At 53.6% G+C, this 17,455-nt stretch carries 15 protein-coding genes; 8 read left to right on the top strand and 7 right to left on the bottom strand.

Translation table 11 applies throughout. The features are described from left to right. Positions 1-316 precede the first annotated feature (316 nt). The 3 genes from ABID59_RS30960 to ABID59_RS30950 are packed head-to-tail and all read left to right on the top strand — an operon-like array spanning position 317 to position 5,466. Entirely contained in the window at positions 317-3,766 is a 3,450-nt protein-coding gene (locus ABID59_RS30960; RefSeq protein WP_354085891.1) for a hypothetical protein, read from the top strand. A gap of 3 nt (positions 3,767-3,769) precedes the next feature. After that, on the top strand, positions 3,770-4,231 hold the full coding sequence (locus ABID59_RS30955; protein WP_354085890.1) for a response regulator: 462 nt from the start codon (positions 3,770-3,772) through the stop codon (positions 4,229-4,231). After that, positions 4,228-5,466, top strand: a complete 1,239-nt coding sequence (locus tag ABID59_RS30950) for a phosphorylase family protein (protein ID WP_354085889.1) — start codon at positions 4,228-4,230, stop codon at positions 5,464-5,466. Before ABID59_RS30955 ends, ABID59_RS30950 begins: the two co-directional genes overlap by 4 nt. A 289-nt stretch (positions 5,467-5,755) precedes the next feature. On the opposite strand, the gene ABID59_RS30945 is transcribed toward ABID59_RS30950, so the two are convergent. Both ABID59_RS30945 and ABID59_RS30940 read right to left on the bottom strand, forming a co-directional pair. Next, positions 5,756-8,743: an RHS repeat domain-containing protein gene (locus ABID59_RS30945; RefSeq protein ID WP_354085888.1), complete on the bottom strand. Its 2,988-nt coding sequence runs from the start codon at positions 8,741-8,743 to the stop codon at positions 5,756-5,758. Between the two features lie 718 nt (positions 8,744-9,461). After that, positions 9,462-10,349 (bottom strand): hypothetical protein, encoded by an 888-nt coding sequence (locus tag ABID59_RS30940; RefSeq protein ID WP_354085887.1) that lies wholly within the window; start codon positions 10,347-10,349, stop codon positions 9,462-9,464. 74 nt (positions 10,350-10,423) lie between these two features. Between ABID59_RS30940 and ABID59_RS30935 the strand changes: the two genes are divergently transcribed. Further along, entirely contained in the window at positions 10,424-10,657 is a 234-nt protein-coding gene (locus tag ABID59_RS30935; protein ID WP_354085886.1) for a helix-turn-helix domain-containing protein, read from the top strand. A gap of 118 nt (positions 10,658-10,775) precedes the next feature. Here the strand turns inward: ABID59_RS30935 and ABID59_RS30930 are convergent, their stop codons facing one another. The 4 genes from ABID59_RS30930 to ABID59_RS30915 all read right to left on the bottom strand — a co-directional run bounded on the left by ABID59_RS30930 (position 10,776) and on the right by ABID59_RS30915 (position 14,762). Continuing rightward, on the bottom strand, positions 10,776-11,183 hold the full coding sequence (locus tag ABID59_RS30930) for a hypothetical protein (RefSeq protein ID WP_354085885.1): 408 nt from the start codon (positions 11,181-11,183) through the stop codon (positions 10,776-10,778). A gap of 215 nt (positions 11,184-11,398) precedes the next feature. Further along, positions 11,399-12,319 carry a plasmid partitioning protein RepB C-terminal domain-containing protein gene (locus ABID59_RS30925; RefSeq protein ID WP_354085884.1) on the bottom strand — a complete coding sequence of 307 codons (921 nt, stop codon included), beginning with the start codon at positions 12,317-12,319 and terminating at the stop codon, positions 11,399-11,401. 2 nt (positions 12,320-12,321) lie between these two features. Continuing rightward, positions 12,322-13,200, bottom strand: a complete 879-nt coding sequence (locus ABID59_RS30920) for a plasmid partitioning protein RepB C-terminal domain-containing protein (RefSeq protein WP_354085883.1) — start codon at positions 13,198-13,200, stop codon at positions 12,322-12,324. Next, complete coding sequence (locus tag ABID59_RS30915) at positions 13,197-14,762, bottom strand: recombinase family protein (RefSeq protein ID WP_354085882.1); 1,566 nt, start codon at positions 14,760-14,762, stop codon at positions 13,197-13,199. Before ABID59_RS30915 ends, ABID59_RS30920 begins: the two co-directional genes overlap by 4 nt. Positions 14,763-14,843: 81 nt before the next feature. Here ABID59_RS30915 and ABID59_RS30910 point away from each other — a divergent pair, with 81 nt between their 5' ends. Beyond that, a complete protein-coding gene (locus tag ABID59_RS30910) occupies positions 14,844-15,224 on the top strand; it encodes a hypothetical protein (RefSeq protein WP_354085881.1) in 381 nt (126 codons plus the stop codon). A 152-nt stretch (positions 15,225-15,376) separates the two neighbouring features. Here the strand turns inward: ABID59_RS30910 and ABID59_RS30905 are convergent, their stop codons facing one another. Beyond that, the gene (locus ABID59_RS30905; RefSeq protein WP_354085880.1) at positions 15,377-15,595 is read right to left on the bottom strand and encodes a hypothetical protein; all 219 of its coding nucleotides are present in this window, start codon (positions 15,593-15,595) and stop codon (positions 15,377-15,379) included. Between the two features lie 508 nt (positions 15,596-16,103). On the opposite strand from ABID59_RS30905, the gene ABID59_RS30900 reads away from it, so the two are divergent. The 3 genes from ABID59_RS30900 (at position 16,104) to ABID59_RS30895 (ending at position 17,393) form a co-directional block, all read left to right on the top strand. Next, positions 16,104-16,529 (top strand): hypothetical protein, encoded by a 426-nt coding sequence (locus ABID59_RS30900; RefSeq protein WP_354085879.1) that lies wholly within the window; start codon positions 16,104-16,106, stop codon positions 16,527-16,529. Between the two features lie 50 nt (positions 16,530-16,579). Beyond that, entirely contained in the window at positions 16,580-16,993 is a 414-nt protein-coding gene (locus tag ABID59_RS37485) for a rolling circle replication-associated protein (protein WP_502916841.1), read from the top strand. Between the two features lie 217 nt (positions 16,994-17,210). Next, the gene (locus ABID59_RS30895; protein ID WP_354085878.1) at positions 17,211-17,393 is read left to right on the top strand and encodes a hypothetical protein; all 183 of its coding nucleotides are present in this window, start codon (positions 17,211-17,213) and stop codon (positions 17,391-17,393) included. Positions 17,394-17,455 lie beyond the last annotated feature (62 nt).

Genomic DNA, 17,455 nt, shown 5'->3' with positions numbered 1-17,455 from the left:
ACGAAGGGTCTCTTCAGGGAAGAAGAGCTGTCAGGCAACGGTTTATAACAATATTCGAGCAGGTCTCCGAAATCTGGTAGCGGGCGACCAGACCGGGTGACATTGGGCAGCCTAGCCTTTCTCTGTGATCCGTAAGGATCGTCCCGACTTCCTTCAGCGAATGCGATTGGGCCGTTGGTCCTAGGCGCGTTGAATCATATAACCACCAGTGGTACCACACGAATCATTGCAACCTGCCACGTGGCCGGACCTTGAGTGACGCCGTGCAACACGGCCGATACGCGGCCGGTTGATGAGGGCTGACCAGACAAAACCAATGACAACGAAATCTGCCAAAAGGAAGCCCCCGAAGGATGAGGAGACGATCGGAACTTACGCATCATTCCGGAGAGCAATTCACGCGCGAGGCAAGCTCGTTGCAGGCCTGGAAGAAGCTCGGCCGAAGCTCATCCCGGCTGCTATTCCGACGATCGTGGCCGAGGCGGCCGATACTCCAATCTATCGAAATGCGATTGTAAGGGAGCCCTTTCCTAAATCCATTCATAAGTTGAAGCAGAAAAGGCCATTGCCGGTCGCCGGCGATTTGGTCGAAGCGGCGTGGACGGCAAGCATCCTGTCCTTGTTCAACAGCGAGCTCTGCTTGTTTATTCGGATGCGTGATCGGTACCACGCTGCAATTGCAACAAGCGACTACAAGGCAGCCTTAGATGCTTTAGACCAACTTCAACAAGAATTGGGCTTCTCCCTTTGGTTGATCTCAGCACGTATTGCGTTGCTTCAGACCCACGAGGGGACACCGGCGCAGAAGCGTTTCCTTCAGGGACTCCTGAGCGTGAAGGGAGTAAGCGGCGCTACGGGCTATCTATCCTATCTGTTTGGTTTCACGGCCGAAGAAAATGTCTCGCTGGCCGAGTTGACGCGCGAGTGGGGCCGCCAGGAGGCTTTCAAGCTAAGTGAAGATACCATCCACTACTTTCGCTATCACATCAGCGCGTTCAGTCTTTCACAGGTGGAGCGGCCTTGGCAGTGCGTAGCTCACGAAGAAAACTCGGCGATCGTTGATCGCTTCGAAACGTTCGCGGAGATGAGCGCTCTTGCGTATGTTCGCGCGGACTCGCCAGAAGATGCCAATTACATCCGTGATGCTGCCTGCTTGTTACGAGAGATACCAGACCGGCGTATCCAAAACTTGGTCGCGATTTTTCAGGGAACGATGACTAGCACTGGCTGCGACGCAGCTCAGGCTGGAATTGCCGCAATGCTTATGCCCGACGGCGGTGCCATTCGGGAGGATCTAGTTCAAGCAATAGAGCGAACCCCTCTAGAGTTCTCTTTGCATGAATCGGCAGCGCGGTTGGGAATAAAGTCGGGTACCCCCGTTCGATTAGAAGAGAAGTACACTCTCGCGAACTCGCTAATTAAGCAGTTCGAGGATGTAGTAGGTCTTTCGGAGAACTATCACGAAAGCCGCTTCGCTTTGCAGAAGACAGCTCTGATTCACCGCAACTCGCCGGTGGCAAGGTCGATAATTTCATTCCTAAACAAGGAAGACGATAGGATCATATCGAACTCTTCGACGGAGGACGAAGGTCTCTGGGCAATATCAAGTTCAATTGCTGATCCAGAGCAACTTCCGATATGGAAGCAGCTCAACGACGTTACGGCAGCTCCCATGTCAGCGGCCGTTGCGCAAGCTTCGACACTCTTTAGTGTCACGGATGCTGTAGTATTTCCTAGTTCAAATTCCGCGTCTGTCATCAGGCGTGCCCCGATTTCGAGTGTCGATCGAATGCTCTATGAAGGGCATCTAGCCTTCAATCAAGGAAACTCTGATGAAGCGCTGGAGCGGTACCTGCAGTACCGAGCATCGGTCAAAGGGGCCGAGCAGACCCGAGCAACTAGACTCGTCTATGAAGCAGCCCATGCCCGGGAGGACCTCAAACTCGCACTGCAAGTAGTAACTCAATCTTATCTAGAGAGCACTGCATCTCGGCTCGTGTTTCCACTCGAGCAGGTCGCTCAGTGGGCCAAGGAAAATACAGGGCTAGATTCAACGTGCTTGGATAGAGCGATAACTCTAAACATATATCTGCAGCATGTATCGCCAAAGCATGATGGAGATCTCTCAGATGCGTTCGAAGACGTCCTGGAGTTTTTCGATGTAGACAAGCCATCTAGCCTTCTCTTCAAGTTGAGCGAGGATGGAGCAGACCGTGCACGTTGGATCTACTTCCTCAGAGAGGTAGCGACCATTCGACGTCTTGAGGATGGGACGCAGCTGAGAAACTACGAAGCGATAGAAGCCGAACGCCTTGATGTGCTCAACGGCTTGATGAAGTTCTGTCCAGAACTTACGTCAGAGTTGGCCGATGAAGTCATTGCTTTGACGCAGGAGCGGGAGGTTGCTCAGCTGGCGGAGCAGTTCGATCGAAGCCGAATTTACGTTAGCGAAACGGGCGTCAAGCAATTTATCGAAGTAGAGCTTCGAGATGTTGTCGCTCGATATAGACGAGTTGTCGATGCTCCTGGATTGCAGGAGGAGATAGCGCGCATCGAAGGCATCCTCTTGAAGATCTTGAAGAGCGCCGGTGATGAGTACAAGGCAGTGACGTTGCCGGCTACTGAGGAAGAGGATTTACTTCACGCGATCTATGGGTTGGTGGCGGACGCCTTCGTCTTGAATCCAGATCATGGCCTTAAGACGTATCTCACGACTCGGATATTGCATGGCTCGATCGAAGGCGAGCTTAGATCTAGCTTTGCGCGCCACCAGTTACTGTTCCCTTCCGCCCTGGAGACCGAATTCGACGATGCTTGGAAGTCTCGACTTCGACTGGGTCACTCAGATTACATGGCGGCACGATCAGCTGCGCTACGTTTCTCAAGACGCGTCACCGACGCAATCAAAGAGCTGAAAGACAAGCGCATACGAATTGTGAGTAAAGAGACGCCAAATGGTCTATTTGATTTCTCACCTACAGTGCGAGACATCATCAGCCTTCGTGAGGAAGTTAAGTCGCTTAGGGACGTTGAGGAAGTCGCAAACGTAGTGATTTCCCGCTTGTGGCGTAAGGTCGAGGCCTCTCTCAAACTCGTAAAGAAAGAGATCGAAGGGGACTTTCGGCGAAGAATTTCGCAAGCAGCGGAGAATCTAAGGTCGACCCTTGCCAGCATCGCCGCAGCTTCCGAGACGGACAGAATCCAAGATGCACTAACCACTTCTATCACGGAGTTCCAGACGTCGCTTGATCGCGTGTTGGCCTGGTTTACGAGGTCGGGCACCGCTTCCGTAAAGCCATTTACAGTCGAGACCGCTGTTCGAGTGGCGACTCGTCTCACAAACAGTCGCTTCCCGAATGATCCAATAGCTCCGGAGATTGTCATTGATCAGCCAATGAGTATTCGGGGAACGGCATTCAGCCCGCTGTTGGATATCTTGCGGAATTGCTTCCAGAACATAATCGAGCACGGCGCGATTGCCGGCCGCGCTCCTCCCACGGTGGTAAAGTGCGAGACGACCGAAGGCGGATTTCGTTTTCAAGTGGCTAACGTCCTCCCGACTCAGCATGACAGGAAGCAAATTCTACGTGCAGTCGAAATGGCTCGGTCCGGAGTAAGACCGGTAACCAGCACGAGAGCGGGAAGAGGAACGGGACTAAGAGAGATTGAAAGAGTCCTCGCTCAAGAAGGATGTGTAGGGACCACGCTTGATGTCGACGTCAATGACGACGGCCGGTTTACGATTTCCTTCTCGATTCGAGGATGAGAAATGGAAATTCTGGTTATTGAAGACGATAAGCTGAAAAGCGAGCGCCTGTTGTTGTTCCTGAAAGCAGCTTATCCAAAGGTCATACCGAAGCTAGAGCGGTCCTATCACAACGGTCTGCGCAGGATCGAGACGGAGAGCTTTGACGTCATACTATTGGACATGACATTACCAACTTATAATGCATCGACAACTGCGCGGATCGGTCGTCCGCGCCCCCTGGGAGGGTACGATATTCTAAGGAAGATGCGCCGTAAGAAGATCGCTTCAAAGGTGATCGTTGTCAGCGCTCTCGGCGGGTTCGGTACAGGCGACGCGAAGTTCACTTTTGACGAGCTAAAGGATAAATGCGCAGAGGAGTTTCCTGACATCTTCCTCGGTGCTGTGTTCTTCAGCCAAACCGGCAGCAAGTGGGAGCGGCAACTACTGAGCTTGCTGCGCAAGGCTCAGGAGCAACATCAATGATCAAGATCCTACTTGTTGAAGACGATGCGCACAAGCGCACCACTGTCGCGGAGGCAATCCTGAGCGTCCCGACGATTGCGGAGGACATGCTTGATATCTCCACCGACGTCGCCGACGCGAAACGCAAGCTGAGAGATAAGGGATACGATCTCCTAATTCTCGATATTCACCTGCCCAGGCGAGCAGACAAGCAACCAGAGCCTGGCGGGGGTTTGGAAGTGTTGCGATGGCTAAAAGGACGCGGAAAAGAGCATCGGCCAACCTACATCATAGGTACAACTGCCTATGACGCGTCGTACGAACTAGCGCAGACGGAGTTCAATAACTTAATCTGGACCATAATCCCTTTCAGCTTTTCAGATAACGCATGGAAAGAGAGACTTGTTGCGACCGTTAGGCTGATTCTGGACCAGATTGTACCTCCGTACGCAAATGATGGAGTGACCTATAGGTCAGACGTCCTTGTGGTAGCTGCCTTGGAAGATCCCGAGTTAAGAGCGGTCCTCTCGCTTCCTCTCAGTTGGGAGGAAGCGAGTGTAAGGTTCGATGCGTCAAGATACTTCCGAGCTAAGTATGAAAGGGACGAATGCGTTTTTGATATCGTATGCGTCGCAGCTTCGGATAAGGGGTTGTCGAGCGCTGCTATCGCAACAACGAAAGCCATTCACGCCTTTCGGCCGCGTTATGTAGTAATGATCGGAATCTGCGCCGGAGTGAAAGGCCGTGTCGAGCTGGGCGACATTGTGGTCGCAGACCCCTCGTGGGACTGGGGTAGCGGCAAAACAAAACTTGGTACAGACGGGGAAGAGTTTTTCCATCCGGCGCAATACCAGATGCGTCTTGACGAAAGTCTTCGAGCGCTAGCAATCGAACTTAAAGCGAAACCTGATCTCCTCAAACCATTTGCAGACGCATTTTCCGACAATAAGCCAAGCAACACCCCACAAATTCACGTGGGGGCCTTTGCGTCGGGAGCGGCGGTCCTTCAAAGCCGAGCGGCAGTCGAAAAGATACTGCAGCATCACAAGGACCTGAAAGCGGTAGATATGGAAGTCTACTCTGTAATGTATGCATGCCATATAGCGAGCATGCCGAGGCCACAATGCATTGCGGCCAAGGCCGTTTCAGATTTTGGGGACGACAAGAAGGCCGACGACTATCAGCTCTACGCAGCCAACATGTCGGCCCGTTTCCTATTAGAAGTTTTGAGAACCTTACTGAGGCCGAAGGATTGAGCAGATCAGAAGTGCTTCAGGATGAATCGTTGAGGAGCTAAAACATAAACCAGCGATTATGTTTGACGATGCGTCATAGCATTGCATGGACCCTGCTCACGCATCGATTGCCCGCTTCGGGACGTGTTCGATAACCCGAAGAGCTTGCAAAGAATTATCCCGACGGTGCTGAGCTAAATCGAAGCATTTCTCCAATGCTCTAGCGAAAGATCATGCTTCCGCTCGAAAATGACGCAGAATGCGCGGACACGTTTCATCGCTTGAGACGAATCCTTTCGAACTGAGCGGTTCACTTGTTACTGTCTGAATTGGTTAGCTCTATCCCATTGCTATCTTTTAAAACTGTTTTAAGCAGGCGGCCGTTGTCGTCATAAATCCATTCCTTGGAATGCCACTTCTCATCCAGGCGATTTACCGGATTGCCCGCAGCGTCAAAGCTGCTCTCGCGCAGCTTCAAGTTTTGACTGTTGTAGTATGTTCGGATGATCGCACGGCCCGTGTCTTCAGCAGCAACAGGATCTCCGGACACATCAAATAGTCGTCGTATGACTTCACGTCCGCGATCGTCATACTCGTAGCGGACCATAGCTTCACCAGTATTTGTCGCCACCTTTGCACCCTTGGCATCAAGATAACTCACCTCCACTTGATTGCCCTTGGGGTCATAAGTCTTTCGCCAGCCAGCAGTGTGATCTTCGCCCAATAGTGGCTCACCATCAATTCCCAAATTGAAATGACTGATTTTCTTGTTTCTCTTTTCGTATTCTGATCGAGTGCCGGCAATCTTGTCGTTTCCGATTACGCGCTTGCCGTCTCTTCCATAGTACTGATTCGAGATTTGATTTCCACGTACGTCGTAGGACCACCTGTATACAGCCACCCCATTGCTGTCGGGCACGAGACTTCCATTCTGGTCGACATAAAACCGTTCGATTTCTTGATCGAGATCATCGAACTTCGCTCGCCATCCGGCCGCGCCGACCTTGTCTGTGGTGGCATTTCCTAGCGTATCGATGTAGTCATTCTGAACTTCATTTCCGCGTTCGTCATATTTCGATCGCCAACCCCCAATCCCCTGAGAATTGACCGTGCGTTTTCCGTCCCGGCCGAAGAAAGCGCGACTTATGATCCTGCTCGCATCGTCGTATTCGAGGCGGCGTACGAATACGGCTCCGGTACCAACGGGCTCACCACCAAGCCCAAGGTTCACCAGCTCTATTATGTTTCCTCGCTTGTCGTATTTCATAGTGGACGCTGCGGCGTCCTTCTCTGGGACAATTGTTGCCGCGCCATCTTCACCAAAATAATCCCGGCGAATCTCGTTTCCGTGCTCGTCTATAGTCATCGCAACAGATGCATAACCGTTACTGCTGGAAACCGGCTGTCCTTTCAGTCCGAGATACACTCGTCGAACAAGATTGCCATTCCCATCGTATTTGTTGCGCCAGCCAGCCACCCCTTCCCGATCTACCCCCGGAATCCCTTCGAGGTTCGATTTTCTCAGCTCGAGCTCATTGCCTCGCTCGTCGTATTCGGCTTTCCACGATGCAGTCCCATCCGTTCCCGCAGTTGGCTTTCCATCACTGTCGAAAGATCCAGATGCGATCTTCTTATTTCTTTCGTCGTAGGTGAACCTTACTAACGTGGCGCCTTCATAAAGGTTGATGATTGGTGCGCGATCTGGCCCTAAGAACGAGTGTTCGGTGACGTTCAGTTTCGCGTCGTGTTTTGTGAGACGTACTGCGTAACCCAGGGGCGAAACTACCGGCAATCCATCGGCCGTGACAAATGCTTGTTCAATTTCGAGGTTGCGCTCGTCGAACTTGTTGTTCCGACAAGCATACCCTTTTGCAGTTAGCATCACTGCACCATCTTGATTCAGAAAGCAGCCAGAGACTTGATTAGCTCGAGCATCGAATAATCGCCGATACCCGGCGTAACGGTTGGTAACGTCATCTTCTACGTCGTTAAACATGGTGGGCTGACCGTCCGTCCCAAAGTATCGCTCCTCAATTCTGTTTCCTCGCTCGTCGTATTTGTATCTGACGCCAGCTGTCTTCTGGTCGCTGTGACGGACCGGTTCTCCGTTTACATTTAGGTTACGAGACTCGATAGCATTGCCCCATTCATCGTATTTGATTTCCTCGCGATGCACGCCGCCGTCAGTTGATGGTGTTCCATCAACATCAAAGTACGATTTAGAGATCTTTAGGCCGGCCTCTGAGTACTGCACCCTCTCTATGCTAGGCTTGGAGCCAGGAGCGAAGTTCTCGCCATGAGGCCCCAGTTTTGTGCGTTCGATTTCTCGCCCGGATTGGTATTTTATCCTAAGGCCGTAAAACCCCGCGTCGTTGGGCCGCGGATGGCTATCTTTGTCAAGGAAACGCACGGTTTCAGTCAGACCAATATTGTCCCCGGCACTCACCAATTCATAACGAAGCAACCGGATTCCGGAACGGCCATGATCGCAGGGGAAGACGGCATCTATGAATTGGCCAACGCTGGGTGTCGCATATTGAAGTTTCTCTAAAGAGTTTCCGGCCTGATCAAGGAGGTCCTGGGTATCGACCGAGCCGTCCTCTTTGTATGAAAATTTGACCCTGCAAGCCCCAGCAGCAGAACATGCGCCGCCGTATTCGTCACCCGTGACGCCGTTAAACTCATCCACCGAGCAGGTACCTGAGCCATTTGTCGAGCGTACTTCAAGTAGCCGATCACCGAGTGAGGTGAACTCGTAGAATTGCCTAAGGTGTTTGGTGTGTGCATCGGGCAATTCGTCCACGCCGACCCAAACGCCTCGTTTTTGTACAAAGTTACGAAAGGCTGACCGCTTCGTCGTCTCGCCCGCTGCCCCGGGAGCTCCAATTCTGCTTTGGCAAAAGTCCGCAACCCCGTACAAGTACGCTAACAACGGCGGCTTACAATACATTGCCAGCCACATTGATGACCCGATAACGAATCCGAAGACCGTCAATGTAATGATAAGAAGAAGACGTCCCACCCAACGGACGACGATATCACTCGACCTCTGAAACTGAGCGAATACGTAAAAGAGCAGCATCGCTACGAACGCTGCCACCATGGCGACAAAGCTAATCCATGTTATTTTGTTCAAGAAGCTTACGATCGCGACGACCGCGGCCAACGCCACGACGCCCCACAAATAGCGGAGTACGGGCACTTCGCTTATCGCTTTGGTCAGCAGATCGACTGTCCAGCTGATTGGACCGCCGATGGTGCCACTAGATTGCTCCCGAGGCTTTCTTGGCGAATTCACGGGTCGCCTCCGACGCGATAGGGGCCCAAACGCCGCGCTGCCCGATTCCGAATCAGGCGCATGGTTGCTGTCAACTAGCGGTAGTGTAAGCGATTAGGCGGGTCTCCCGGTAGGCTGGAGATACGTATCAATGACTTGCCTCAAGCGCTGCTCGACCGCACTCGAAGAGTTTTCCGCCGAAGCGCGCCAGCCTCGGTTTCTTGTAAAGAATGTTCTGCGCCACTCCAACCACGTACGTTTGAATTTGGTCTGAATTTGCACTTCAAGTTCCGCGAAGCGGCATCCACCCGCTTGGTTGGCGAACCGAGCAGCGCCGCGTGCCAACTATGAACCCCGCCGGCTCAAATAATCCTCATTGCAGCTTGAGGACGAAGACCACAGGATATCACGTCTCGATGGTCGTTGCACTCACCGCGTGCAAATGCTGCGTCGCAATGCGACGCATGCTTCATGCTCTACGGCAGCCGGCATTCGCTCTCGACCATAAATTGGCGCAAGTGCCGCGCCTGTCGGATGAGGCGCTCTCATTCTGCCTAGTGTAGTACGTCGTGGTACTCGACCGACACTTTGTCGCGGATGGCCGCTTTGGGCGACAATCGCGTCGGGTTACGCTGGCAAGCGGCTTCGCTTTATTCTGGCTCCGGACTTGTCGCTGCATTGCGCCCACCGACGCGATGAATGGGAGGTGGGCTGCTCCATTCGATCGACGACGAAGCAATTACTTCCCCTTGAGCAGGGCTGCCACTTCAGCAATCTTCTTCTCAAGATAGGAGCCATGGCAAGGCGAATAGCCGCCTGGTTCAACGCCTACCCAATCGGCTGGCAGCAAGCATGTCAGCGGCCCCGATCCCGACCCATACTGGCCGACAGAGTCGATATCGGCCTGTAGCTCTTGTACCTGGAAATTCTCTAGGCCAATTTTTGCCGCTAACTGAGCCAGGCCTTGGTCAGTCATATCATCGACCTTTGCCGCAGCGGCCTGTTTCAGATTGATGCCATTGTTGAGTAGCTTCCCATTCAGTGCGCCTAGCTGATCAGCATAGAATCCGCTCGACGCATTGGCGATAGCCAGCGAGGCAACGAATTGCTTAATGCAAGCGACTGTAGCAGCGGTGCCCCTTTTGGACCCAAGGTCATCTTTGACCGCGCGGATTCGGATCTGATCGCTTTTCGATGTTGCTCCGGCCTCGGCGGCTTGCAATCGGCTTAATACCTTATCTTGGTAGAGTCCGACGACCTCGCGGCACTGAGCGAATGCTTTGGCGTAGGCCGGTTTCGCCAGGATGGCGGTGTTCATCCACTCGGCGAACTCAACTACCGACCTGTCGAGGCCTCCGGAAGAAGGATGTGCGACAGACTCGGCTCCGGCGGCGCTGTTACAAAACTCCTGTATTCCTGTGAGCCTCGGATCCGACGGACGAATACCTGACGCTATCAGCGATTCCAGGTTCGAGCCCTGCTGCTGACGAAGCTGGTTATCAACACACGTCCGGAATACAGGTGGGAGGGCATTCCACACCCGAGCAGCAATGTTTTGCTGTTGCGCCGATGCGGCCGTGCCGCAGAGCAAAGAGCCAATCAGAAAAATCGAAATTTTGGACTTCATACTTTCCTCCGATCCTAGCATTTTGTCGATTTAAAGCGGTGGGTCAATAAGCGACAGGCTGCTCATTTTGGCCCATGGATTGGCGCCAGGTGGTTGCGGCTAACTTGCGGAGGATCAGGCGGGAGCGGGGATTCTCTCAGGAGACGCTTGCCTATGAGGCCGACGTCAACCGCACCTACATCAGCAAACTGGAGAAAGGGTCTACCTGGGTGGGCCTGGAGGTTCTCGTGAAGATTTCGAAGGTGCTCCAAGCCGAGCCAGCCGACTTTCTTGAACGTCCGACCCGCAGGGCCACTAAGAAAGCTTAGGAAAGTCGGTCGAGGGTCAGTCGGGATCTTTTCCGGCCTGGACCGCATCATGAGAAACCCTCCTCGGTATTAAACCGAAGGAGGGTCTGACCAAAAGCCGATGATGGACAACAGCGAGTTAGCCCTTGCCAGCCTTTTTGTCCTTCGCAGTCTTGAAGTTCGAGCGCACTGCATTGGCGCACGCCGAGAGTGCATCGTCCAAACCGCCAGCAACCGCGAGCGTTTTGATCTGCTCCAACTGCTCGACCAAATCGTCCCAAGCACCATTGCCGGTGCCCACAGCCTTGAGCGTGCTCTTTCCCTTCTCCAGCTCCAGCGGCTGCTTCCCGTAACGTAGCTGGAAGAACACGGCTCCATTGGAATCAACCCAGAAGGCCTCCCTCGCGATTCGCTTTCCCTCACGGAAGAGAGAAATCTTCGTGATCTGCTGATCAATGCTGGACGTAAATTTGTTGCGCCGCTGAAGGACCGGAGTGTTGGCGGTCGGCTTCTGTACGGAAACCAGAGAGATAGTCGTTCGTGCCATGATGGGCTCCTCGTTGTTGATGGAGCCGCCGTCTTCTGAATTCGGCACTTGGGCAACGGGCAAGCCTACCTTTAGGCCAAACATCAGCAAATGCGTAATGGGCTCTTCTATTCCTGCTAGAACGAGAGGTTAGTCGCGTTCAGGCAAGGAGATCTGCAGGCTAACCCTGCTGGATATGTCGCATAGATCCCGGATTAATCGGCATGGGGGAGCTCTTACCTTTTGGCCGCTGTTGCGTCGGTGTGCCCCGGGCTGTCTAGCGAGGTTACAGAGACGATTGACCGGAACTCTTCAAGGATCTCCGGATGGTTTTGGTCGAGATAGCGCTCCACCTTCTTGTTGCCGACCAGCTTGACGATGTATCCGCAAGCAATCACGAGATGCAGAACGTCTTCACCGTATGAGGATTCGACCGCCTTGAAGTCCTGTTGGAGCACACTCATTTCGCGTTCCATTCGGGCGATCTGCTCGGGCGTCATACCATCGATCTTTTTCATTCGTTCGGGCTTGGCCAAATCAATCTGTTTGGTCGCGGCCAAGAGAGCTCGCGCATAACCGACGGTGAAATTCGAGGCCGACAGCATCAATTCGGCGACCTCGACCTGACGCATCGGACCCATCCTGCGAAGCACATCAAAAGTCACTGGACTGACCATCTTATCCTTCAGCATCTCGATCACTTCCGAGCTTATTCCGTCGAGCATCGCTCGCCGCCGTTTGATATGACCAATATTGACATCCAGCGCCTTCGCAAGCTTCTCTTCCGACACGCCACGCGCGAGCGCACGCACGATCATGAAGTATTCCTGAATCGTCGCGAGATGGTTGACCCGCTTGTTGTAGGTGAACGTTTCATCATCATGAGCCAAAATGCATCGGGCGCTCATTTCGCCTCGATCCAGGAGCGCCGCACGACGCCAATGACCATCCAGCAGTAGGTATTTCCCGTTCTCATCGGGTTGCCGTGAGACAACCAGGGGCTCGATCAATCCAACTTCAGCAATTGACTGGGCGACTCGCTTGTATCGTACAAGCTTCTTCGTCTCGTCCGAAACCTGTTTGAGCGGTAGAATTAATCCAATCGGAATGACGAGAATGTCTTCCTGAAAGGCGATCTTAACCTCGGGATTGTCCATCTTTAGCCTCCCGCGGCATGGAGCCGCTCGGCAATAGGACGCGGAAGCGTGTGTAGCTCCTCCGTCTGCAACAATTTGACGAACAGAGCCTCTCCCATCAACATTCGCAGGGCATTGACGACGAACAGGAGGCGACCTTGAGCGAGGCCCGCCTTCTTGACGAGCAGCTGTTGTCTATCCGCTTCCTTTCTGAAAGCGCGCACAAGCGCACCCGACGTTACGCGTTTCGCCTGGTGCCGCGGACCTGTCGGGGTTTTCGCCTTCCCGAGCAAATTACGCTGTTCGATGATTTTGCGGATCGTAAGCACTTGATTTCCCGGAATAGTATTGGCCTCATACGCCTCCGCGAGCGCTTTCTGAACATCGCCGTCTTTGGCTTTTGCGATCTCTATGGCGATGGTGTGAGGGATGAGCCCCTTGTCCACCGCCGCCAATAGCCGCTGCTCTCCATTGTCCAACAGGTAGCAGATCGCATAGACGTACTCGGTGCTGAAATCGATCTTCGCGGCGATCTGGGCCATCGAATAGCCGCGCTTCTTGAGATTTCCAATCTCCGAGACCAGCTCCACGGGCGAATGGTGCCGCCGTGCGAGGTTCTCGACTAAGCTCATGACGAAGCAGTCCTCTTCGGAGGCTTCGATAACGATTGCCGGAATTTCCTTTTGGCCGAGCGCGATAAAGGCTTCCAATCGCCCCTGACCACAGACCAGGTCATATCCATGACCGTTGCGGCGACTGACGGTGATAGGCTTTTTGAGACCAAGATGAGCAATGCTTGTCACAAGCTCACCGAATATCCGCTTATTGCGGGATCGAGGATTGATTATCTTGATGTCGGCAACAGGAACTTTAAAGATTTCCGGAGCAGTTTCGTCGGTCATGCGGCAACTCCTAGCTCATTTCGCGCGCTGAGGCCGAAGAACATATCGAGATCGTCGAAGCGATACGCATCCAAATAAATTCCGTTCTCTTCAGCGAGCCGCAGGCGATCCTTTGACATGTCGATACCTGGGAGAAGGTAGTAGTCGAGAATTTCAGCATTCTGTCCGTCCATGCGGATGGCAATCGTGATATCAGGGCGTAGACTGGTATCGAGTCTCAGCTTCCAGCGTAGACACCCAGCCTGAGTGTGCTGGCAACGAGCGATGACAATCGAAGCCGTAAACTCGCCATTGATCGTCAAAATATCCGTCATTTCGTCGAATTCGACCGTCCCGCCGCCTTGCCGTATCCCAGCCAGTGTTTTCTCAAGCACTTCCGGAAACATGGTCCGCAGCGCCCGGTTCGTCTCGATATACCGATAATCGCGACCGGGATCGTAACCGACCAGCTGATAGGCTCGAACGAGGCTTCCAAATCTCGTTCGATACACGGAGCTCGATGGCATCTCATCGACTTCGTCGATCACGAGGCCTGAAAGGTGTCCCCTCTGTTTCAATAGTGTCGTCAGCAGCTCCAACATTTCCTCATCGGTTAGTTGCTTGCTGCGCTCGTCGATAATGCGTTTGGCGGCAAGGAAGAAGTCGCTATCGATCACTGCATCGAAGACGTGATCGGCGCGAATCCACATCTCCGGTGGGTTTATGACGCGCTTCTGTTTCAGCTTAAACGAAACCCGATTGTAGATATTGTTCCCAACGTATTTCTCGTTTGTGAGGATTTGGTGGATCGTTCCTCGCGTCCACGGGCGGCCGAATTCATTCGCGATGCCTTCAGCATTCAACATCGCTGCAATCTCGGCTTCTGTTTTGAGCTGAAGGACAAAGCAGCGGTATATGCGTTGCACGACACCGATTTCGTAGGGCGGACCAGGCTTCAAGATGACCCGATCGGTTTGCAGGCTCTTGTATTCGCCGCGCGAAAGATCGGCTTTTGGAACGCGATGCTCATCTATCAACTGACGCCGAAGCCCGTAACCGGGGGAGCCGCCTTGCCTAAAGCCGAGACCGATTAGGCGGCATTGACCCGCGAAGACCTTGGCCGAGAGCTCCCGACTGTACTCGCCCGCCATCGCCCGTTTCATGCTCTTGATGATGGTGGACGACAGGCTACCGTCGTTTTCGAACTGCTCGGCGCAATACTGAACCTTGATGCCTGCCTCCTTGCAGGTGTACTCGTAGTAGGCGCTTTCGTCCGCGTCAGGGAATCGCCCCCAGCGGCTCACATCGTAGACGACTACGACGCTGTAGTCGGCCCGGCGTTTCCTAACGTCTTCAATAAGTTGCTTGAGAGCATCGCGCCCTTCGATGCGTAGTCCACTGCGTCCCGCATCCTCGTAAGTTCGAACAATCGTGAGATTGTGGCGTGCGGCATAGGCCGCAATCGCATCTTTCTGATTCTCGGTCGAATACTTTTGATGGTCTGTGGACATGCGGACGTATTGCGCGGCCCGTGCCGGTCCTTTGGCTGGCTCTTCGACGTTTGCTTGTCTCTCGCGTCGCACGGAAGAACTACCTGGTCATCGATCAACCTAAATTCAGGTTGAGCGTCGGAGATAGCAAAGCGTACCCAAGGGAGGGCCGGAATGTCGCCTCCGAAAAAGGACCGAAAGATTCAGCCGATTCCGGTAAACTCTTATCCGCCCAAGGTGAATGAGATCGGAAGCGCCGAATTTACGCGGACTATAGCGCAAGCTCTTCATAAAGAATTCGGCGATACCCACGCCGCCGTTAAGACGGTCGTGGCACTCACTAGAGCCAACGAGCGGGCAGTAAAGAATTGGTTTTCGGCCAAGAACGGTCCGACGGGCCGACATCTCGTAGATCTCGTTCGAACTTCAGACGAAGTTCTCGAGGCTGTACTGCGGATGTCTGGCCGAAGCGATCTGATCGTGGCCAAGAAGCTCGGAGAGTCCAAGCGGACTTTGCTCAAGATGCTGAGACTTATCGGTGAGCTTCAGAGCTAGGCTGTGTCTGGTGACCGAGCTTTCGATGTCGCAAGGCCAGAGACTACCGACCCTCTATGGTGATCAATGACGCACTGGACGCGATCGACGACACGCGCCGAATTGTCCGCCCAAGCAAGCGTGACCGTTCGCGGTACTAACTCTTTGCGAACTCATCCGCTGACAAACCAAGACAGGCCATGCTTTCCGAGCCAAGACATCGCCGCCGTACAAGCGATCGAAATCAGGCCAGTCCAAAACCAAGGACGACCACGTGCGGCGCTGACGGAACGCAGATACAAGAATGCTCCGAGCAGCGTTCCATAGTTCCTCCTGAAATCTCCATTGAGCTTGGCAATCTTGGACAGCTCTGAAGACGTGTCGTCGGTCATGGATGCTGGCTCCTAACGTCGGCTACCAGCACCCTATGAACCACTGTTTTGCCCGACGGCGCAAGAGGAATTTCGGTATATCGAAAATTATGCTCGTTAGCTGATCCTCGGTCTTGAACCGCGCTGCACCGCTTCAAGCCAAGTCGTCGACAAACCGATATTGCTCCCAACCGCGCACAGCACGCTGAGCTGTGGACCTAAATATCTCCACATGCAGACAACACTGCATCCCATTCGCACCGAACGGAGATATCATGGTTCGCAAGCCACTACGCTGGCACAATCCAGCACCTACATTTTCAAATTCCACAGACATTGAAGAGCGCCTTATCGGCAACTATCCATCGCATCTGCGTGGGATGGCAACCAATCGGTATGGCGGCAATAAACTGCAACATGAATGCGGATTCCGAGGCGGGACGTACGGAGCGGCAGGACCAGCTCGCGTCTACACTGAGGAGCAGCGCAAGCAATACGAGAACGACCTCCGTGAACGTGGAGAGCTCTCGTGACCTGCAGCAGTTCGATCCCTCCAGAAGAGGGCAGCAAGATCAAGTTCAGATCGCTTTGGGATGAGACGGAGGATTCATCCTCTCCATTGTTGACCGCACAAACTGCACCGCAAGAACGTCGCAAGTCGTATCGCCAGCGCTATCCCGACTCGCTGCCTACCGACGTTCTCGAATGGCTGCAGCTTAACAAGCCCAAAAGTTATCAGGAACTGATGGACTTACGGCGAGCACTTTACGCTCGACGCACGACGGGAAAGTATCGGATTCGACTTGGTGGCCTGACATCACTGGGCGAGCAAAAGATTCGCCTGACCGGGCCAGCCAGTGCTGTTCTCATTCTCAGCGACAGGGCTCGCCACTTTCTGCTGCGCACACTCTGCCGATTGCGAAAGTCTGAACGTTGGCCGCCGATCCGTTACTGACGTCGGCGACCGGGACCCATCGCGACACCCTAGCGAGACTAATAGGCGACGTGCCCTTTCAAAATCCGGTAGCCGTAACGTTGACCATGAAGAAACGGGCGGGAGCGCGTGCGGCAGATGATATCGTTGCGTCCGAAAACCTTCGGCTCTTTCGCGTGCGGCTAGAAACCAGAGTTCTGGGCCGTGCCGCGAAAAGACATGGCAAGAGGTTGCGAATGGTCTGCGTATTGGAAACGAGCGCGGACCACCGTCTTCACTATCATTGTATATTTGAACGCCCTTTCCACTGCTCCTTCGAGCGCTTCAGGGCGATCATTCGAGACCAATGGCTGAAGACTGATTTCGGCTATAACGAGGTAGACGTCCAGGACCGGTCCGATTCCGGGTGGACTGACTACCTCATCAAGCCGCGGCAGAAACGCTCGCTGCTTGATTCCATAGATTGGACCAACTGCCAACTTTGATTGCTGGGCGAAAGGCCCCTCTCAGGCAACCGATCATTCTGTGCTAAGCGAAAGGCGTCTCATGTGGAGGCGCTTTAATAGCTAACTGTACTCCAATGGAAGCAAAGCGCAGAGGACCGAAGGCGAAGTCTTTGAAGGCGATCTAACCAATGAAAGTAGTCAAGTTGCTCATCGAGCCAATCATGGTAGAAGGCCACTCCAGTTAATCGGAGTCGACATGGCCAAGAAATCAAAGAAGGCAGTCAGACGAGAATACACCAAGGAAGACGTGAAGGAGTTGCGGGCTCATTCGAAAGCAAAAACGCCTGTAGCCAAGATCGCCAAATTGACGAAGAGATCGGTTGGCTCGTTACGCCAAAAGGCATTGAAGCTCGGCATCGGATTAGGCCATCAACGATAGTTAGCCAGCCCTTTGCAGCTCTGGCCCCTCGGCTCTTGGGTGGTGCAGGCCAGAGCTGGAAT

The organism is Bradyrhizobium sp. S3.3.6, assembly GCF_040546905.1.
In the GTDB taxonomy this organism is placed as follows: Bacteria; Pseudomonadota; Alphaproteobacteria; order Rhizobiales; family Xanthobacteraceae; genus Bradyrhizobium; species Bradyrhizobium cytisi.
The sequence above is the reverse complement of the archived record's forward strand: the minus strand, read 5'-3'. Positions and strand labels throughout refer to the sequence as shown.